Source organism: Pseudomonas sp. FSL R10-1350, assembly GCF_009600525.1.
Taxonomy (GTDB): domain Bacteria; phylum Pseudomonadota; class Gammaproteobacteria; order Pseudomonadales; family Pseudomonadaceae; genus Aquipseudomonas; species Aquipseudomonas helleri.
On record NZ_WIVR01000007.1, the window covers coordinates 127,235 to 146,396 of the forward strand.

General features: G+C 56.4%; 19 protein-coding genes and 2 pseudogenes. 10 read left to right on the forward strand and 11 right to left on the reverse strand.

Annotation, left to right across the window (positions count from 1 at the left end; all coding sequences use genetic code 11):
* Window positions 1–166 precede the first annotated feature (166 nt).
* Window positions 167–1,858: a long-chain-fatty-acid--CoA ligase FadD1 gene (gene fadD1 / locus GHO25_RS05875; RefSeq protein ID WP_123749780.1), complete on the forward strand. Its 1,692-nt coding sequence runs from the start codon at window positions 167–169 to the stop codon at window positions 1,856–1,858.
* A gap of 151 nt (window positions 1,859–2,009) precedes the next feature.
* Here the strand turns inward: fadD1 and GHO25_RS05880 are convergent, their stop codons facing one another.
* Window positions 2,010–2,390 (reverse strand): hypothetical protein, encoded by a 381-nt coding sequence (locus GHO25_RS05880; RefSeq protein ID WP_048367916.1) that lies wholly within the window; start codon window positions 2,388–2,390, stop codon window positions 2,010–2,012.
* Between the two features lie 198 nt (window positions 2,391–2,588).
* Between GHO25_RS05880 and GHO25_RS05885 the strand changes: the two genes are divergently transcribed.
* The 3 genes from GHO25_RS05885 to def all read left to right on the forward strand — a co-directional run bounded on the left by GHO25_RS05885 (window position 2,589) and on the right by def (window position 4,446).
* Window positions 2,589–2,780, forward strand: a complete 192-nt coding sequence (locus tag GHO25_RS05885; RefSeq protein WP_048367915.1) for a CsbD family protein — start codon at window positions 2,589–2,591, stop codon at window positions 2,778–2,780.
* Between the two features lie 179 nt (window positions 2,781–2,959).
* Window positions 2,960–3,904: a YihY/virulence factor BrkB family protein gene (locus GHO25_RS05890; protein WP_048367914.1), complete on the forward strand. Its 945-nt coding sequence runs from the start codon at window positions 2,960–2,962 to the stop codon at window positions 3,902–3,904.
* A 2-nt stretch (window positions 3,905–3,906) separates the two neighbouring features.
* Window positions 3,907–4,446, forward strand: coding sequence for a peptide deformylase (def, locus tag GHO25_RS05895; RefSeq protein ID WP_153390122.1), 540 nt, complete (start codon window positions 3,907–3,909; stop codon window positions 4,444–4,446).
* Here the strand turns inward: def and GHO25_RS05900 are convergent.
* Entirely contained in the window at window positions 4,400–4,852 is a 453-nt protein-coding gene (locus GHO25_RS05900; protein WP_048385613.1) for a GNAT family N-acetyltransferase, read from the reverse strand. The two genes, def and GHO25_RS05900, sit on opposite strands and share 47 nt — an antisense overlap.
* A 490-nt stretch (window positions 4,853–5,342) precedes the next feature.
* On the opposite strand from GHO25_RS05900, the pseudogene GHO25_RS26850 reads away from it, so the two are divergent.
* Window positions 5,343–6,011: pseudogene (locus GHO25_RS26850) on the forward strand (PAS domain-containing protein); the annotation flags it as partial.
* 123 nt (window positions 6,012–6,134) lie between these two features.
* Window positions 6,135–6,563 (forward strand): annotated as a pseudogene (locus GHO25_RS26855) (methyl-accepting chemotaxis protein); the annotation flags it as partial.
* Window positions 6,564–6,700: 137 nt separating this feature from the next.
* On the opposite strand, the gene GHO25_RS05910 reads toward GHO25_RS26855, so the two are convergent.
* Window positions 6,701–7,180, reverse strand: coding sequence for a hypothetical protein (locus tag GHO25_RS05910; RefSeq protein WP_153390124.1), 480 nt, complete (start codon window positions 7,178–7,180; stop codon window positions 6,701–6,703).
* 143 nt (window positions 7,181–7,323) lie between these two features.
* Window positions 7,324–8,355, reverse strand: coding sequence for a LacI family DNA-binding transcriptional regulator (locus GHO25_RS05915; RefSeq protein WP_153390125.1), 1,032 nt, complete (start codon window positions 8,353–8,355; stop codon window positions 7,324–7,326).
* A 228-nt stretch (window positions 8,356–8,583) separates the two neighbouring features.
* On the opposite strand from GHO25_RS05915, the gene GHO25_RS05920 reads away from it, so the two are divergent.
* Window positions 8,584–9,117, forward strand: a complete 534-nt coding sequence (locus GHO25_RS05920; RefSeq protein ID WP_048367908.1) for a gluconokinase — start codon at window positions 8,584–8,586, stop codon at window positions 9,115–9,117.
* Between the two features lie 85 nt (window positions 9,118–9,202).
* Window positions 9,203–10,555 carry a GntP family permease gene (locus GHO25_RS05925; protein ID WP_153390126.1) on the forward strand — a complete coding sequence of 451 codons (1,353 nt, stop codon included), beginning with the start codon at window positions 9,203–9,205 and terminating at the stop codon, window positions 10,553–10,555.
* Between the two features lie 117 nt (window positions 10,556–10,672).
* Here the strand turns inward: GHO25_RS05925 and alaC are convergent, their stop codons facing one another.
* The 4 genes from alaC to GHO25_RS05945 form a co-directional block, all read right to left on the reverse strand.
* Window positions 10,673–11,881 carry an alanine transaminase gene (gene alaC / locus GHO25_RS05930; protein WP_123749785.1) on the reverse strand — a complete coding sequence of 403 codons (1,209 nt, stop codon included), beginning with the start codon at window positions 11,879–11,881 and terminating at the stop codon, window positions 10,673–10,675.
* A gap of 200 nt (window positions 11,882–12,081) precedes the next feature.
* Window positions 12,082–12,579, reverse strand: a complete 498-nt coding sequence (locus GHO25_RS05935; RefSeq protein ID WP_153390127.1) for an N-acetyltransferase — start codon at window positions 12,577–12,579, stop codon at window positions 12,082–12,084.
* A 1-nt stretch (window position 12,580) separates the two neighbouring features.
* On the reverse strand, window positions 12,581–13,774 hold the full coding sequence (locus GHO25_RS05940) for a GAF domain-containing sensor histidine kinase (RefSeq protein WP_153390128.1): 1,194 nt from the start codon (window positions 13,772–13,774) through the stop codon (window positions 12,581–12,583).
* A gap of 191 nt (window positions 13,775–13,965) precedes the next feature.
* Entirely contained in the window at window positions 13,966–14,271 is a 306-nt protein-coding gene (locus tag GHO25_RS05945; RefSeq protein ID WP_048385414.1) for a PepSY domain-containing protein, read from the reverse strand.
* A gap of 186 nt (window positions 14,272–14,457) precedes the next feature.
* Between GHO25_RS05945 and GHO25_RS05950 the strand changes: the two genes are divergently transcribed.
* Window positions 14,458–14,781, forward strand: coding sequence for a DUF2025 family protein (locus GHO25_RS05950; RefSeq protein ID WP_048367896.1), 324 nt, complete (start codon window positions 14,458–14,460; stop codon window positions 14,779–14,781).
* Here GHO25_RS05950 and GHO25_RS05955 read toward each other — a convergent pair.
* Entirely contained in the window at window positions 14,778–15,851 is a 1,074-nt protein-coding gene (locus GHO25_RS05955; protein WP_048367894.1) for a diguanylate cyclase, read from the reverse strand. The two genes, GHO25_RS05950 and GHO25_RS05955, sit on opposite strands and share 4 nt — an antisense overlap.
* Window positions 15,852–16,080: 229 nt before the next feature.
* Between GHO25_RS05955 and GHO25_RS05960 the strand changes: the two genes are divergently transcribed.
* Window positions 16,081–17,133, forward strand: coding sequence for an MBL fold metallo-hydrolase (locus GHO25_RS05960; RefSeq protein ID WP_153390129.1), 1,053 nt, complete (start codon window positions 16,081–16,083; stop codon window positions 17,131–17,133).
* A 12-nt stretch (window positions 17,134–17,145) separates the two neighbouring features.
* Here GHO25_RS05960 and GHO25_RS05965 read toward each other — a convergent pair whose 3' ends face one another.
* Window positions 17,146–17,463 carry a helix-turn-helix transcriptional regulator gene (locus tag GHO25_RS05965; protein ID WP_048367892.1) on the reverse strand — a complete coding sequence of 106 codons (318 nt, stop codon included), beginning with the start codon at window positions 17,461–17,463 and terminating at the stop codon, window positions 17,146–17,148.
* Window positions 17,464–17,864: 401 nt separating this feature from the next.
* On the reverse strand, window positions 17,865–19,115 hold the full coding sequence (locus tag GHO25_RS05970) for a ribonucleotide-diphosphate reductase subunit beta (RefSeq protein ID WP_048367891.1): 1,251 nt from the start codon (window positions 19,113–19,115) through the stop codon (window positions 17,865–17,867).
* Window positions 19,116–19,162: the final 47 nt, after the last annotated feature.

The following is a 19,162-nucleotide window of genomic DNA, read 5'->3' on the forward strand; positions in this document are numbered from 1 at the left end:
AAGGGCCTTTTTTGGCTCTAGGCGGCCTCTGGCAAAGCTGCTACTCTCGGCGCGCTTTGTGACTTCTCGGTAAGTAAAAAAGCCAGAATTACCATTACAAAAATCAAACAAATAATAACCGCATCAAATGCGGTGAAGAATTCGCGACGCTGAGGAGTGGGCTTCCATGATTGAAGACTTTTGGAAGGATAAGTACCCAGCTGGGATTGCTGCTGAAATCAATCCTGACGAATACCCAAATATTCAGACGGTATTGCGCCAATCTTGCCAACGTTTCGCCGATAAGCCGGCCTTCAGTAACCTCGGCAAAACCATCACCTACGGTGAGCTTTACGAGCTGTCAGGCGCCTTTGCTGCCTGGTTGCAACAGCACACCGACCTGCAACCTGGCGACCGTATCGCCGTACAACTGCCCAACCTGTTGCAATACCCGATTGCTGTGTTCGGAGCCATCCGCGCCGGTTTGATCGTGGTCAACACCAACCCGCTGTACACCGCGCGGGAAATGGAACACCAGTTCAATGACTCCGGCGCCAAGGCGCTGGTGTGTCTGGCCAACATGGCGCACCTGGCCGAAAAGGTCGTGCCGCAGACTTCGGTCAAGTATGTGATCGTCACCGAAGTGGCCGACATGCTGTCGCCGTTCAAGCGTGTGCTGATCAACAGCGTCATCAAGTACGTGAAAAAAATGGTCCCGGCGTACCACTTGCCGAACGCCATCAAGTTCAATGACATCCTGAGCAAAGGTCATGGCCAGCCCGTCAAGGAAGCCAACCCGATCAGCAGTGATGTTGCGGTGCTTCAATACACCGGTGGCACCACCGGCGTGGCCAAGGGCGCGATGCTGTCCCACCGCAACCTGATCGCCAACATGTTGCAGTGCAAGGCGCTGATGGGCTCCAACCTCAATGAAGGCAGCGAGATCCTCATCACCCCGTTGCCGCTGTACCACATCTACGCGTTTACCTTCCATTGCATGGCGATGATGTTGCTGGGCAACCACAACATCCTGATCAGCAACCCGCGCGATCTGCCGGCGATGGTTAAAGAACTGTCGAAGTGGAAGTTCTCCGGCTTTGTCGGGCTAAACACCTTGTTTATTGCGCTGTGTAACAGCGAGGCTTTCCGCAAGCTGGACTTTTCGCACCTCAAGGTCACCTTGTCGGGCGGTATGGCGTTGCAATTGTCAGTGGCTGAGCGTTGGAAGACCGTGACCGGTTGTCCGATCTGCGAAGGCTACGGCATGACCGAAACCAGCCCGGTGGCGTCGGTCAACCCGATCCAGAACATCCAGGTGGGCACCATCGGGATCCCGATGCCTTCTACCTTGTGCAAAGTCATCAACGATGCGGGCGAAGAGTTGCCGTTGGGTGAAATTGGCGAGCTGTGCATCAAAGGCCCGCAGGTCATGAAAGGCTACTGGGAGCGTCCTGATGCCACCGCCGAAATCATGGACAGCGATGGCTGGTTGAAGTCCGGTGACATTGCGGTGATTCAGCCGGATGGCTATATGCGCATCGTTGACCGCAAAAAAGACATGATCCTGGTGTCGGGCTTCAACGTGTACCCGAACGAGCTGGAAGACGTGATGGCCTCGTTGCCAGGTGTTTTGCAGTCGGCGGCGATTGGTATTCCGGATGAAAAAACCGGTGAACTGATCAAGGTCTTCATCGTGGTCAAGCCGGGCATGACCCTGACCAAAGAACAGGTCATGGCACACATGCGGGCCAACCTGACGGCTTACAAAGCACCCAAGATCATCGAGTTCCGTGAGAGCCTGCCAACGACCAACGTGGGCAAGATCTTGCGTCGCGAATTGCGCGATGAAGAACTGAAAAAACTGGGCCTCAAAAAGTAACCCCGCCCAGACACAACAAAGCCCCGCATTGCGGGGCTTTGTTGTTTTTGCAGCGGCTGCACACCCTCTGTAGGAGCGAGCTTGCCTCGCGATCTTTTGATTTTTTAAACAGATCGCGAGACAAGCTCGCTCCTACAGAGGGTGAACTCAATTACTTCTGCAGGAACTGCGCGAAATTGACGCCGGTGCCTGCTGGACGCACGTCCTGCAGGAAGGAGTCTTTGTCTGCGCTCAGTTCAAGGCTCATGGTCGGCGTGCGCTTGTGCGTCGCGCGGACCACCATGCCTTCGCGTTTTTCACGCAGGAAAGCGGTAGTGACCTTCAAATGCAGCAACTCATCGGTGCTCGGGGTGTGCAACAGCAGGTGCACCCATTCGTATTGACCGATGGCCAGGCGGGCCAAAGGAATATCGAACCACCAGATGTTCTTGTTGGTGTTCAACGTAGCGAGATGGCAGTTGTTGACGCCCAGTACCGCGCCGCCAAGTTCCTGGTTTCTGCGGGCGATGGCCTGCTTTTTATCGAGTTTCATAACCTTCCTACAATTGCGGATCTTCAGCGCCATAGCCTGAATACGTTGCGCATTCTCAGGGGTTAGCGGGCAAACATAAAGCTCAACCTGCGCTGCGCGACGAAATGAGCCACAGAAAATAAATGAAACTCTGCTCGACGTCTGCGGGTCAACCTAGATGTCGAGAATGACATCCGAACTTTCACTAGGAGAAATCCCATGAGCAGCACTGGCGATAAGATCAAAGGCATGGCGAACGAAGCAGTAGGCAATGTCAAACAAGCGGTGGGTAAAGCCACCGACAACGACAAGCTGCGCGCAGAAGGCAAAGCCCAGGAACTGAAGGGCGAAGCGCAACAGACTGTCGGTAAAGCCAAAGATGCAGTGAAGAACACCGTCGATAAAGCCTAATCGGGTGACTTCGTCACTAGCCCTGAAAACGGCCATCCTTGAGGTGGCCGTTTTTATGGGTTTTGCGGTTAAGTATTTCCAAAGTCGCCATTTGAACTACTTTTGAGGTAAAACCCCCGTACTGAACCCGTTGCAGAGGGTGTGTCGAACTCAATTTATAAGCGGCGAAAGGAGACGCTATGATTTTTCCGGTCTTGAATGGCCTGCCGTTAGGCAAAGTGTTGGTGCGTACGGTCAAAGAATTTATCGACGATGAAATGTCGACCTATGCCTCGGCTTTGGCCTATCAAATGCTCTTCTCGCTGTTCCCGTTCATCCTGTTTTTGATCGCACTGATCGGCTTTTTGCATTTGCCTGACTTTTTCAGCTGGCTGCGTTTGCAGTCCGAGCTGGTCCTGCCGCCACAAGCGCTGGAGCAGGTAAACCCGGTGATTGACCAGTTGGAGCAATCGAAGGGTGGCTTGCTGTCTTTCGGTATTGTCGTCGCGCTGTGGACCGCTTCGGCGGGCGTGCGCTTGATGATGAGTGCCATGAACGCCGCCTACGACGTGGTGGAAGGGCGGCCAATCTGGAAGCGCTTTCCGCTGTCGATTTTTTACACCATCGGCATTGCCGGGATGCTCCTGGCAGCTGCCGCGTTGATGGTGCTTGGGCCGCAAGTGATGGGCTGGCTGGCGGGGCAGGTGGGGCTTGAGGAGTTCGTGGTCACGTTGTGGACCATCCTGCGCTGGCCGGTGATTATCCTGCTGATGATGGTGGCCGTGGCGGTCATCTACTACGTGATGCCAGACGTTGAGCAGAAGTTTCGTTTTATTACGCCAGGCTCGGTGTTGGCCGTGGTGGTGTGGATCGCTGCGTCGTTGGGTTTTGCGTTTTATGTGAAAACCTTCGCCGATTACAACGCGATGTATGGCAGCATCGGGGCGATCATTGTGCTGTTGCTGTATTTCTATATTTCGTCAGCCGTATTGTTGTTGGGGGCTGAAATGAACGCTGTTATCGAGCACATGTCAGCTGAAGGCAAAGATCCGGGTGAGAAAACCTTCGAAGAGTCCGACGACACACCGCATGTGTCCGGGCTTGGGCGCGACCACTCCCTTAAATCCACTTCAGATGAAGCCTGATTATGATTCGTGAAATTTTGAAAATGGGTGATGAGCGCCTGCTGCGAGTTGCCAAGCCAGTGCCTCCCGAGATGTTTGATACGCCAGAGCTGTGGCAACTGATCGACGACATGCTGCAGACCATGGAGCACGCCGGTGGCGTTGGTCTGGCGGCTCCGCAAATTGGCGTTGATTTGCAACTGGTGATCTTTGGCTTCGAACACAGTGAGCGTTACCCGGACGCCGAACCCGTGCCGCAAACCATCTTGATCAACCCGCTGATCACGCCCTTGAGCCCTGCGGTTGAAGAAGATTGGGAAGGCTGCTTGTCAGTGCCAGGGCTGCGCGGTGTGGTCGAGCGCTTCGAGAAGATCCGTTACGAAGGTTTTGACCCCAAGGGTGATCCCGTCTTACGCGTTGCTGATGGCTTTCATGCGCGCGTTGTGCAGCACGAGTGTGATCACCTGATCGGCCGTCTGTACCCGTCACGCATCAAGGACTTCAGCAAGTTCGGCTTTATTGAGGTGTTGTTCCCGGAGCTGGCGCCGGGCACGCAAGAGTAGGCTCAAGGCCCATCGCTATCATCGCTTTATTGCGTTGATAGCGAACCAGCCGCTCATGCAACACATAGGGCAAGTCGACTTCCACGCTAAACCCCAGCCCTTCATAAAAGCCTTGCAACTCGGGGTCGCAGAACAGCCACACCGGTCCCTCGCAGGCGGCCACCGACGCCTTCACCAATGCCCCGGCAACCCCTTGCCCACGCAACGCGGGCGCAACAAATAACCCGGTCAGCCAATAACCATGAGCCATTGAGCGCAGGCACAACCCGCCAATGATGTCTTGCTGACGTGCAACCCACAGTTGTGCGTCTTTACTGGCTTTCATCGACGACTGATGCGCGCGGTAAAACTTGTTCATTAATGGCCACAATGGCGCTTCGAGCGGGGCGTAAACAATGGCGGTCATGTCGTCCACGGGCGTTAAAAATAAGCGCGCAGTATATACACAGCGCTGAATCATTTAAGTCTCTCGATTTGTATTCGTTTGAGTGTTTATTGGTTATTGGAAAGTGCACTTTGCGAGCTTTTTTGAATATTCACCTTTAAACATAAGTTAGCCAGCTAACTGAATCGAGCAGATGCCTGCAGCCCGTGCTGTGCGTTTCGTCGCCCCTTGCTGGCAATTTGCTTGCACCCTGTTTAGGCCTGTCTATGCTTGGGACCATAGGGGCCCGAATATGAAGTGGCTTTTCCCCTGATTCGTTGTAATGCAAACAGCAAGCGTTACATGGGCTGAGGTTTTGTTGTGCCTTGAAAATTACACATCATCACAAGAAAGCATCATCAGGGGTTGAGTCATGTTTAATTCGCGTCGTAAAGCCGACCTGCTCGAGAATCAGCGCTTAAGTTGTTCTTTGGAGGACATGAAGGCCAAGGCATTGGCCGTCAGTCGTTCAATGGCCATCATCGAGTTCACCCCTGAAGGGATCATTCTTGAGGCCAATGACAATTTTTGCCGGGCGATGGGTTATACCGTCGACGAGATTCGCGGCAAGCATCACCGGATTTTTTGCGAAGACGCCTACCAGCGCGGCATTGAATACGCGCAATTCTGGAAGAGCCTGGCCAGTGGTGCGCCGCTGAGCGGGACGTTCACCCGGCTCGACAAAACAGGGCGTGAAATCTGGCTAGAGGCCAGCTACATGCCGATCACCGACGCCAGCGGGCAGGTGCTCAGTGTGATGAAAGTGGCGGCCGACATCACCGACCGGGTCAATAAAGAGCACGAAAACCAGAGCATCGTGAATGCCTTGAGCCGCTCCATGGCCATGATCGAGTTTTCCCCTGATGGCCGGGTTATCAATGCCAATCAGAACTTTCTCAACACCGTGCATTATTCGTTGCAAGAGATCGTAGGCCAGCACCACAGCATGTTCTGCCGCCGCAGCGAAGCCGAGTCCGCCGAGTACAAAGCCTTCTGGGAGTCACTCAATCGCGGTGAATACCATTCCAGACGTTTCGAACGGGTCGATAAATATGGCCACACGGTTTTTCTGGAGGCTTCCTACAACCCGATATTCGATGCCAAAGGCCGCCTGTATAAAGTGGTGAAGTTTGCCAGCGACATCACCGCACAGGTCAGCAACCTGCAAACCGCCGCTGAATCGGCCCACGCGACGTCAGTACAAAACGACGCGTGCGCGCAGAAAGGTTCGCAAGTGGTTCAGCAAACGGTGCAAACCATCGAGGCCATTTCCAAAGACCTCAACGAGGCCGCGAGCAGTATCGATGCGGTGAGCAAGCAGTCGGAAATCATCGGCAAGATCGTCCAGACCATTCGCGGCATTGCCGATCAAACCAACCTGCTGGCACTCAATGCGGCCATTGAAGCGGCTAGGGCCGGAGAGCACGGGCGTGGGTTTGCGGTGGTGGCTGACGAGGTCAGGAGCCTGGCGGCGCGCACCAGTGCGGCGACCATTGAAATTGTCGAGGTGGTGCGTAAAAACCATGACCTGTCGTTGAGCGCGGTAAACAGCATGCAATCGAGCTTGAGCCGAACCGGGCTGGGGGTTTCACTGGCCAATGAGGCGGGGGAGGCGATTCTGGAGATCCAGCAGGGCTCCCGGCATGTGGTCGACGCCATCAGCCAGTTCAATTCCACGTTGCAGATCAGTTGAGGCGCGTGCCCGTGGGAACGGGCTTGCTCGTGATTGAATCGGCGTGGTTTAACGGTAAGACCGCGTCGACAGCATCGCGAGCAAGCTCGCTCCCACGATGCCCTTCTGTTACCGGGCTTATGATTCGAGATGTGCGGTCACACCAAGTCGGTTGAGCGCTTCTCAGCAACCTGCTGCTGGGCGGCAGCCTGTTTGATCGCTTCTTTTTGCTGCATGAGCGCGGTGATCTGGTCTGTAATCGCTTGCTGCTTTTCTGGCGGCATGGCTTTAAAGTCGTCTTCCGTCAGGCCCATTTCCTTGAGCAATTGCTCGCGAATCCGTTGCGCCGGTGACTTGCTCATGTAGTCCTTGAACTCGTCGGTGGCCGAGGTCTTGGCCGCCGTGCCGGTGCTTGAAGCGCTGGCCTGCAACATGACCCGTGTTTTGGCGAAAGCCGCGTTGACGTTATCCGCTTGCGCATTGCCGGCCACGGATGCCGGGGTTGCCTGGAGGTTGGTCAGTGGCTGAGCATTCTGCTGGGCCGCGCTGTACAACGCGCTGGCGGCAGCGTTCGCCGGGTCGAGGTCGGTGCGCTGGGTCTTTTGAATTGCAGACGTATGCTGCGTGTTGATCAACATGAATGTGCCCCTCTAAAAGGTGATGACTATTAGCAGGGCAATAACCGTGCCCAGTCGCAAACACCCATTTTTAAAGGGCCGCAGGCTGGGCGAGGGTGGAGGGGGCAGGGCGAGCGGACAATTCTTGCCGCTCGGCGGCGAACTCAGGTGCTTTCGCGCAGCATCAACTCAAAGCCCATGTCTTGCACCGGCTGTTGCACCTTGTTGCCCGCCATCAATGTGAGCATCTGCTCGGCGGCGCGACGGCCAATGGCTTCTCGTGGCGTACGAATGCTGCTCAGGCGCGGGACCATAAACTCGGAAGAAGGCAGGTCGTTGAAGCCCAGAATGGAAATTTGCTCCGGGATTTTAATCCCGATGCGGGCGGCTTCGAGCAAGGCGCCGTGGGCAAGGTCGTCGTTACCAAAAAAGATCGCGTCCACGTGAGGGTGAGTCGCCAGCAGCTGTAAGAACAGCTCGCCGCCCAGGCCCACGGAAGAAGGACGTGGTGTCAGCACTTCCAGGTCCGGGTTGTACAGCCCGGCCTCCTGCAAGGCGCGACGATAACCTTCGCCGCGCAAGAGCGTGCGCTGGTCGAGTTGTGCACCGATGTAGGCAAGGTGTCGACGCCCGCGTGAGATCAAGTGCCGGGCCGCCGTTTCACCGGCTTTTAGCTGCGAGAACCCAACGCAATTGAGACCGGCACCGGCATCCAGTTCCATCATGTACACACAAGGTGTATTGCTCGCTTCAAGCATGCGCCGCGAGCTTTCAGTGCGGTCAAAACCGGTCAGCAACAGGCCGCGCGGCTGGTACGCCATGTAGTTACGCAGCAGGTTTTCTTCTTCCTCGCGGGAGTAGTGGTAGTTACCGATCAGCACTTCAAAACCTTTGGGGCGCAACACCTCGTGGATGGCTTCGAGGGTGTCGATAAACAGCAAGTTGGATAACGAGGGCACCAGCACCACTACCGAGTGGCTTTGCGCCGAGGCCAGTGCCCGAGCGGCAGGGTTGACCACGTAGTTCAGTTCGTCGGCAGCCTGGCGTACTTTTTCGGCCAGCTCTGTGGCCACGCTGCTGATGCCGCGCAAGGCGCGGGAGGCGGTAATCGGGCTGACACCCGCCAGTCGAGCGACTTCATTAAGGGTCGGGCGGCCCGTGGTACGGGGGTTTTTATCGTTTTTAGAGGAGGTCATCAGGGCGGCTTGCCAAACAAAAAACAAGTCACTAAGGTAGCGCTGTCCTTGTCTGTCGGCAATTGCCTAATTGTCTGTGGGATTATTCAAGATCTTTGTATGTCGAGAGCGTCACGGCGTCTCCCCATAAAAATGAGAAATAGACGTCGGTAGCCTGGTCTTTGTGCTTTGCTTTCAGCTAGTGAACGCTTTGACTCAGACAGCGCTGTCTACGGACTGAGGTGTTTCATGAACCAACCTATCACTGCCCTGGTCATCATGGGTGTTGCCGGCTGCGGCAAATCCAGTGTGAGCCAGGCGTTGTGCCATCTTAATGGTGCAACGCCGATTGAAGGCGATGCCTTTCACCCGGCGGCCAACATTGAAAAAATGAGCGCCGGCATTCCCCTGACCGATGAAGACCGCTCTGGCTGGCTGGACAGCTTGTGCGATGAACTGCGCACGGCGATTGCCCGTGGCCAGCGCCCGGTGCTGACCTGTTCGGCGCTTAAACTGCGTTACCGCGAGCGTTTGCGTGCCGCCGTTGATGGCCTGGGTTTCGTGTTTCTGGAACTGACGCCGCAAGTGGCCGCTGACCGTGTGGCGCATCGGCCGGGGCACTTCATGCCCAAGACGCTCATCGACAGCCAGTTTGCGGCTCTCGAATCGCCGAGCAAGGAACCCTTGGTGCTGACGCTGAATGCGGCGGCCCTGAACATTGACCAGTTGGCGCTCGCTTCTCATGAGTGGTGGCGTGAACATTCTTTACTGGCAACGTCATGATTTTGTTTCAAAAAGACAGCGCTGTCTGTGTGACCCCAGGCTGTTCATTCGTCGTTGATAACAAAAACATGGCAGGAGACGCCCCATGCTAGGCATGTCCCAACACACCTTTCTGCTGCTTGATGCAGTGGTGACGATCATCGGGCTGATCGTGCTGATCACTCGGTTCAAAATACATCCCTTTATTGCCCTGATTATCGCGTCGGCCTTTTTGGGCCTGACCACCGGTATGCCGACCGACCAGATCCTCAAGTCGTTCCAGGAAGGTTTTGGTGGCGTACTGGGCTTTGTCGGGATCATTTTGGCGCTGGGCACGATGCTCGGCAAAATGATGGCTGACTCGGGCGGCGCCGATCAGATTGCCCGCACCTTGATCCGTGCCTTCGGCAAGGAGCGGGTGAAGTGGGCGATGATGTTTGCCGCGTTCCTGGTCGGCATTCCGCTGTTTTTCGAGATCGGTTTTGTCTTGCTGATTCCGCTGGTCTTTATCGTGGCGCGTCGTACCGGCGTGTCGCTGATCAAGATCGGTATTCCGTTGCTGGCCGGTTTGTCGGCGGTGCACGGTCTGGTTCCGCCGCACCCTGGCCCGTTGCTGGCGATTGGCGTGTTCGGGGCGGATATCGGTAAAACCATCCTGTACGGTCTGATCGTGGCGCTGCCAACAGCGATCATTGCCGGTCCTATTTACGGCACGTTCATCTCCAAATACATCCCGGGCAACCCGTCTCAGGAACTCGTCGACCAACTGGCCAGCGAGCCGGAGTCCAGCAGCCTGCCGAGTTTTGGCATCACCCTGGCCACGGTGCTGTTGCCGGTGTTCCTGATGTTGCTGAAGACATTTGCCGACGTGGCATTGCCCACGGGCAACTTCTTCCGCGGCTGGATGGACATGATCGGCCACCCGATCAGCGCGCTGTTGCTGGCGTTGCTGTTGTCGCTCTACACCTTTGGTGCGCGACAGGGGATCGACTCCAAGCGCGTGCTCAAACTGCTCGACGCGAGCCTGGCGCCGACGGCTGCGATCGTGTTCATCATTGGCGCGGGCGGTGGCTTCAAGCAAATGCTGGTGGCCAGCGGCGTGGGTGACGTGATCGGTCACATGGCGGTGCACGCCAACATCTCGCCTATTTTGCTGGCGTGGCTGGTGGCGGCGGTGATTCGTATCGCAACCGGTTCGGCAACCGTGGCGACCATTACCGGGGCGGGGATTGTGTTGCCGGTGGTGGATATGATTCCGGGCGTGAACCGCGAACTGCTGGTGCTGGCAACGGGCGCAGGCTCGTTGATCCTGTCGCACGTCAACGATGCGGGTTTCTGGCTGGTCAAGCAGTACTTCAACATGACCGTGGTTGAGACCTTCAAGACCTGGACCGCGATGGAAACCATCCTTTCGGTTGTCGGCCTGATCTTCATCATGCTGCTGTCGTTGGTGGTTTAAGCGTTGTGAAACTTTGTAGTCGCTGCCGAAGGCTGCGATGGGTTGCGTAGCAACCCTCAAAAGCAGAAGGTCCTTCGGCCCTTATCGCAGCCTGCGGCAGCGACTACAGGTATATGTTTAGCTGGCGCTCAAACCGTCCGCGCGGAACATCGCGCGGATACCGCGCAAGGCTTGGCGAATACGGTCCTGGTTTTCAATCAGGGCAAAGCGCACATGGTCGTCACCATACTCACCAAAGCCTACACCCGGTGAGACACACACCTTGGCATCGGCCAGCAGTTTCTTGGCAAACTCCAGCGAGCCCATTTCGGCGTAAGCCTTGGGAATTTTGGCCCAGACGTACATCGAGGCTTTCGGGTTTTCGACCATCCAGCCCAACTCGTGCAGCCCTTTGACCAACACGTTACGACGCTGGCGGTATTGCTCGGCAATGTCTTTGACGCACTGCTGGTCGCCTTCAAGTGCGGCAATGGCCGCCACTTGCAGCGGGGTGAAGGTGCCGTAGTCGTGGTAGCTCTTGATCCGCGCCAAGGCGTTGACCAGTTCCGGGTTGCCGACCATAAAGCCGATGCGCCAGCCCGCCATGTTGTAGCTTTTGGACAGGGTGAAGAACTCGACGGCGACGTCTTTGGCGCCAGGCACCTGCATGATCGAAGGCGCTTTCCAGCCGTCATAGACGATGTCGGCGTAGGCCAGGTCGTGAACCACCAGCACGTCATACTGCTTGGCCAGGGCCACCACGCGCTCAAAGAAGTCCAGTTCGACGCACTGCGCCGTCGGGTTCGACGGAAAGCCCAGAATCATCATTTTGGGTTTCGGGATCGAGCCGCGGATAGCTTTTTCCAGCTCTGCAAAAAAGTCCACGCCCGGAATCAAAGGCACCGAGCGCACCTGTGCGCCAGCAATCACGGCGCCGTAGATGTGAATCGGGTAGCTGGGGTTCGGCACTAGTACGGTGTCGCCCTGGTCGAGGGTGGCGAGCATCAAGTGCGCCAGGCCTTCTTTGGAACCAATGGTGACGATGGCTTCGCTTTCCGGGTCGATCTCCACGTTGTAGCGATCGGCGTACCAGCGAGAAATAGCCCTGCGCAGTCGTGGGATGCCACGCGAAGTCGAGTAGCCGTGAGTGTCCTCACGTTGTGCGACAGTGCAGAGTTTTTCAACGATATGGGGCGGCGTAGGGCCGTCGGGGTTGCCCATGCTGAAGTCGATGATGTCTTCGCCACGACGTCGGGCGGCCATCTTCAGCTCAGCAGTGATGTTGAACACGTAAGGGGGGAGTCGATCTATGCGCGCAAAGCGGCGCGGCGAACCTTGGTCTGCCATGTATGCCTCTGATACGTAAGCGCCCGGAACCGTCCGAGCGACGTTGACCACTGCGGTGGTCTGCGGCGAGACAATAAACGGCGTAATGGCCTTTTGTCTAGATGTCTGGCGAGAGAATTTTCTGAAAAAGAAGGTTTATTTAGGCGTTTTTCCTATTTCCCACTCCGCGTTTTGCTAACGGCTCGTTTCAACGGGGCCGGTCAAGCGGCGGGTTTAGCCTGCAAGGGCGTGAGAGGCAACACTAATCGCCGCTCACCCCGGTAGGCTTCGCCGCGCTCAGACCAGCCCTGACCTAAGTAAAAAGCCAGGGCTGACGTGTTATCGGGGCTCACCGACAACATCAACTGACTGACGTCGGGCCAGTAGTACTGGATGTCCTGCGTGAGCAAGCGCAAACAGATTTTGCCCAGCCCTTGGCCTTGCACTTGCCTGTGTACCTGCAAGGCGTGCAGCGTGGCGCTGCCGGCGTCAGCCCAGTGCGCCAACAGCGGATGCCGCTTGAGCAGCATAAAGGCCACGGGGCGTTCATCGATTAACAGAGCAAAGCCTCTGATCCCCGGATGGCATTGCGCGGGCAATGAGTACAAGGCGCACGCGATGTCACCACTGAACGGTAACTGTTCTGGCAGCACCTCAATGCCGAGCAGTTGCTCGCGCTGCTCAGCGTTTAGGTCTTCGTAGGGGCAGAGGCGGGTCATGCTAGGCCTCAGGGGGCAGGGAAAGCGGCATGGTAAAGGTAAACGTGGTGCCGTGCAGTTCGTCCGACATCACACTCAAGCGGCCATTGTGAGACAGGGCAATCTGGCTGGCAATGTACAAACCCAGGCCAAGACCGGCTTGCGGGGTGTTGCTGGCAGGGCGCGAGTACGGTTGAAATAAATGCTGCAGCGCTTCAGCTGGAATCGGCTGGCCCTGGTTGGTCACGCTTAGCGCAAACAGTGCGTTTTGCGTCGTCCCGGTAATGTGCACCGGCCCTGTGGCAGAACCATGGGCGATGGCGTTTGCAAGCAGATTGGAAAGCAACTGAGCCAGGCGGCTGCTGTCACATTCAATGCTTTCTAGCGAGCCGATTGCCGAGTCGATCTGCCGCTCAGGGTAAATATGGCGGACTTCCGAGATCACGTGTTCGAGCACTTGCGTGAGGTCCGGGCACGGGCTCAGTAGCACCGGGATCCCGCTGCCGAGCCTTCCACGGGCGAAATCCAGGACATCTTCGACCAACTGCGAGGCGCGCAGGCCACAGGTCTTGATGTGTTGCACGAGATCATGGGTTTGATGGTTCGGGTACTTGCAGAGCAAGCGATCAGCCGCAGTCGTCATGGCAAACAAAGGGTTGCGCAGGTCATGGCCGAGCACTGCAATAAACTGCTCGCGCAGCTCTGCGTGCTCACGGGCCAGAGCCAGCTCGGATTGCGCCTGTTCCAGGTTTTCTTCGGCTTCAATCTGCAGCGAGAGCAGGCGCGAAAAAGACTCCAGCGTGGCCTGAATTGAGGTGTTTTTGAGGCGCGCGGGTTCAGGGTCCAAGGCGCACAGCGAGCCAAAGAAGCGGCCGTCAGTGCGGTACACCGGTATCGTGAAGTAGCTCTCGAACCGGTAGGTTCTGGGTGTTGGGTGGTCGTGGTACAGCGGGTCTTCGCTGGCTTTGTCGATGAGAATGGGCTGCTGCGAGTTCATGCTTTCAAAGCACAGCGTCGTGACCAGATCCAGTTCGCCACCGGGTTTCAAGCCAAACCCCAAGTTGTCGAGCACGGCGCAGGCTGTCCAGCTGTTAGGCGTCACCCGGGCAACGGCAGCAAAGCGCATGCCGGTCATTTCAGTAACGACCTGAAGGATTGCCGGGACTGCGCTGATCCGGTTAATCGTGGCGATATCCGCAGCGGCACTTGGCCTCATAGAAGAGAATCTCGGCTTAAATGTTATAAAAAGATGATTTTAGCCACTCTGGGAATAACGGTACAAATTTGTATAAATATTGTATGCATTTGCTCGCCTGACCCCTGTAGGAGCGAGCTTGCCTCGCGATCTTTTAGAAGGTCAAAAGATCGCGAGACAAGCTCGCTCCTACAGGCGATGGACAGCGGGAATCAGGTGTCTTGTTTGTCTTGCAGGACTTCGGCTGTTTTGGCGTCCATGTCGACATCCCACTTCACGCCTTTGGTGTCGCGCAATTCAACTTCATACACCAGCTTGCCGTAGGAATGGTCCAGCTCGGTGTCGAGGATGGTCGCGCCGGGGTGCTTGTCCAGCGCCGCTTGGTTGAGTTTCTCAAAAGCGGCAATTTCGCCCGACTTGAGCAAGCCCGGAATATGGTCAGGGCGCACATCGGCTTGAGCCAGGCCGGCAGTCAGGGTCAGGGCGGTAGCGGCGAAGATGACGTTAAGTGCTTTCATGGTTAATCCCTCTGGGGTGATCTGTTTAGGTGGGATCAGAGTAACCATGGCAACTTAACTCATCCTTAATTTTGCCCTTTGCCTGAAACCAAAGGTGTGACGTACCCTTTGAGTCATTAGCGTCCCCGTCAGAGGGATGAGCATTCACCTTGTGTGTAAACCATCGTTTCCAGAGAGAGGTTTACCATGCGCATCACTTCGCAACTCATCTGCCAGGCCGCCGACGATCTCCACGGTTTTGTCGGATTCAATCGCAAGACGCAGCAGTACATCGTACGTTTTAGCGAGGACTCATTCGGGATGGATGTTGCCGACGACGCCATCACCCCCACCAGCGAGTTTGTCTGGCAAGCCGTCGGGGCCGACACCATGACCCTCAAGCGCGAGTTGATTCAGTTGTTGCTGGATCAAAATATCGACGATCGCCTGAACATCACAGAACCCTTGCGGGTGTACATGCGGCGCGAAGATGTACCGGAAATTTCAGCGGTGCGTCGCTGCCTCAGCTAAGGCTCGCCCAGCACGGTGTTTGCCAGCAGGTCGCCAGAGCCAATGCTGATTTTATTGCGGCCCGTGTTCTTGGCGATGTACAGCGCCTTGTCGGCCTCGTTGAGCCACATCGAGGCGTCGGTGAAGGCCGCCTGGCATGAGGCCAGCCCGATGCTCAGGCTAAAGCGCAGCTCGGGTGCATCGGGGTAGCGAAAGTCGCAGCAGCGGTGGCGCAGACGCTCCATGATTTCTTGCGTCTGCGCCAGCGAGCGGTTGGGCAAAATCACGCAAAACTCATCGCCGCCATAACGTCCGGCCAGATCTTCTGCGCGCAGGTTTTCCTTGAGTGCAATGCTGAACTGGCGCAGCACGCTGTCGCCGACAATGTGCCCGTAGGTGTCATTGATACGCTTGAAGTGGTCGATATCAATCAGCGCCAGCGTGGCGTCTGCGTGAGTGTGCTTGCAGGTATGGAAGCTGAGTTGCAGCAGGTCTTTCCAGGAGCCGTGATTGAGCAGGCCGGTCAGGCTGTCGGTACGGCTGAGGGCGCTGAAGGCGCGCTTGTGCGCGGCCAGGGTGGTAGCCATTCGATAACTGATCATGCCCACGGTAAACGGGTAGAGGATCAGAATGGGCAGGCACGCATAGAGTTGTATCGATGTGGTCTCAGGGTTGAAGGCAATCCCGAACATCAGCCATGAGATGACAATGCCCACGCATTGCGCCACGAGCCCGCGGAGCAGCATTTTTGCACCGCCGACCGCCACGTTGTTCATGGTCATCATCGACACAATAATGATGGCCGGCAGAGGATTGAACTGCAGGGTGGCAGCCCAAAAGCCGCCCAACACAGAATCCATCAATATGTTGCGGCGTTCAGCACGATACGGGTATGGCGAGCGGGAAGAGCGCAAGTAGGCCAGTTGTGGCCAGGCAAAACCCGAGGCGAAGAACAATACCCAGACCCAGGTGGGCATGTTCAATGGGTACAGAGCAGGCATCACGCACAGGCAACCAATTCCCAGGCCAAAGGTTCGCGGCACATAAATGCGCCGTGAAAATGACAAACCTTTACCTCTTTGAGTGTTCATAGGTATCTGCGCAAGGTGTTGAGGCACGGAATGCCACACCCGCTCGTTAAACACAGACGTGTCGGTTTAACGTGCAGGTAATGTCGATCATCGATGCTGGCATTCTGCCTGAGCTTTAAGGGGAATAACCTTAAAACTAACACTTGGATGTTAGAAAATGACGATTGACCTTCTACCGCCCAAAAAACCAGCGTAATAATTGCACTTTGTCTTCTGGAGTCTTTGAAGCATGCCAATCGAGTCTTCGACAAAGGCTGAGCTTAAGCCTGCCGAGCAGCATCAAGGTAAGTTTCGAAATCAGGGTGTCAGGCCCGCCGCAAGCCTGGGCAAAACCTTGGGCATTTTTTGGAAGATGCTGTTCCAAAAACCTTCAAACACTCGGCCCGCCGCAGCGATCCCGGTCACCCCGTTGAGCCGCGAAGCGTTGGATAAAGCGCCTGACTTCAGTGTGTTCCGGCTGGGGCACTCCACCTTGTTGCTCAAGCTCAAGGGCAAATTCTGGCTGACCGACCCTGTGTATGCCGAGCGTGCTTCGCCGTTTCAGTGGGCGGGGCCCAAGCGTTTTCATGCACCGCCGATCACCCTGGATGAACTGCCACCGTTGCAAGGCGTAATCCTGTCGCATAACCACTACGATCACCTTGACCAGAAAACAGTGCTGCAACTGGCGGCCAAGACCGAGCACTTTTTGGCCCCGCTAGGGGTGGGCGACCTGCTGATCAAGTGGGGCGTGCCTGCAAACAAAGTACAGCAACTGGATTGGTGGCAAGAAACACAACGTGACGGCATTCGGTTTATCGCCACGCCGTGCCAGCATTTTTCGGGGCGAGGGTTGTTTGACCACAACGAGACCCTGTGGGTGTCGTGGGTCATGATTATTGATGACGTGCGGATTTTCTTCAGTGGCGACTCAGGTTACTTCGACGGTTTTAAACTGATCGGTGAGCAGTTTGGCCCCTTTGACCTGACGCTCATGGAAACGGGGGCCTACAACGTTGACTGGCCCGATGTGCACATGCAGCCTGAACACAGCCTGCAAGCCCATATCGACTTGAAAGGCCGTTGGTTGTTGCCGATTCACAACGGCACCTTTGATTTGGCCTTTCATGCCTGGTACGAACCGTTTGAGCGCATTGTGGCGTTGGCAGCAGAACGTAATGTGCTTATCTCGACGCCTGCCATGGGTGAAGCCTTTAACCTGATGCAACCCCACAAAGGCCGCGCCTGGTGGCTTGGCGTGCAAGCCACCGACGAAGTGCCGGCCAAACAGGCCAGCCTCTGAGGTGCGGGCGGTTTACTCGATCAGGGCAAAGTCCTCCCGGCCCATTGGGTCGGGCGTGGTGCCGCGAAAGTTACTGGCCCAACTTGGCGCAAAGCCCGGGAAAAACACCAGGCCTTCGGCTTCAAGGGAGTAAGCCAGGGCCAGGAGAGTGACATCGCGCACCCGTTCGGAGGCTTCAAACCGTTGAATGGCCGGCACCGAGACCTTTGACTTGTCGCTCAGTTGCTCAAGGCTCCAGCCGAGCAGTTCCCGGGCTTGCGCACAGTGCAGCGGGGTGAATTGGTTGATGATGATGCGTTCAAACGTGTTGCGCATGGCTGAGTTGGGCATGGGGAGATCTCCAGGGCTGAGTCAGTGCTTGAAAATATACTGTGTTTTTATACAGTTGTTTTCGAGGTCGATCAAACTCATTTTTTGAATCAGTGCGGTCGCAGAGAACCCGTGATTCAAGCCCGTTTGCGCGGTAAGCAACGGTCGAAAACTTCGATATAAACCATTCTGCGCAGCCGGTGTTGCCTCGCAAGGCTCTTCAACAACGACAGGGCGGGCGATGTTTTTGTAGGAGCGAGCTTGCCTCGCGATCTTTTGATCTGGCCTTGAGGTTTTACGACTGCTGCGCAGTCGGACGTAGCCTCGCAAGGCTCGTCAACGACTACAGGGGGCGACATCTTGAAAACAAAAAGGGCCACCTCGCGGCAGCCCCTTTTATCAGCAGTCAGTTCAAGCCTGGATCAATCCCAGCTCAACGCGCCGCCAGTCTGGTACTCGATAACCCGCGTCTCGAAGAAGTTCTTCTCTTTCTTCAAGTCCATGATTTCGCTCATCCATGGGAATGGGTTGGTGGTGCCCGGGTATTCTTCTTTCAGGCCGATCTGCGACAGGCGGCGGTTAGCGATGAACTTGAGGTAGTCCTCCATCATGGCCGCGTTCATGCCCAGTACGCCGCGTGGCATGGTGTCACGCGCGTATTCGATCTCGAGCTGAGTGCCCTGCAAGATCATCTGAGTCGCTTCTTCCTTCATTTCAGCGTCCCACAGGTGCGGGTTTTCGATTTTGATCTGGTTGATCACATCGATGCCGAAGTTCAGGTGCATGGATTCGTCACGCAAGATGTACTGGAACTGCTCGGCAACGCCGGTCATCTTGTTGCGGCGACCCATCGACAGGATCTGGGTGAAGCCGCAGTAGAAGAAGATGCCTTCCAGAACGCAGTAGTAGGCGATCAGGTTGCGCAGCAGCTCTTTGTCGGTTTCAACGGTGCCGGTTTCGAACTTCGGATCGGAGATCGAACGGGTGTACTTCAGGCCCCAGGTTGCCTTTTTAGCGACCGACGGGATCTCGTGGTACATGTTGAAGATCTCGCCTTCATCCATGGCCAGCGATTCGATGCAGTACTGGTAGGCGTGGGTGTGGATCGCCTCTTCGAACGCCTGGCGCAGGATGTACTGGCGGCATTCCGGGTTGGTGATCAGGCGGTACACGGCCAGCACCAGGTTGTTGGCAACCAGGGAGTCAGCAGTAGAGAAGAAGCCCAGGTTGCGCATCACGATGCGACGCTCGTCGTCGGTCAGGCCTTCCGGGTTTTTCCAGAGGGCGATGTCGGCGGTCATGTTGACTTCTTGCGGCATCCAGTGGTTTGCGCAACCGTCCAGATACTTCTGCCAGGCCCAGTCGTACTTGAACGGCACGAGTTGGTTAAGGTCGGCACGGCAGTTGATCATCATTTTTTCGTCAACGGCAACGCGAGCGCTGGCGCCTTCGAGTTCTGCCAGGCCTTCAGCGATGTCGAGCTTGTCCAGGGCAGCTTTGGCGCGCTTGATTGCTGCCGAGTCGGTAGCGGTGACAGCACGGGCTTCCTGGGCCGCAACGCCGCCAGCAGCGTCCAGGCGGTCCATGTTGGCTTCGGTTGCGTGGCCTGCGTTGGCGCCTTTAACAGCGACTTCGCCTTCGTCTTCTTTGTCGAATTCGTCCCAGCTCAGCATGACGTGTCGTCTCCTGCGTGAGGGCCTTGTGCCCGTGTGGTAACACT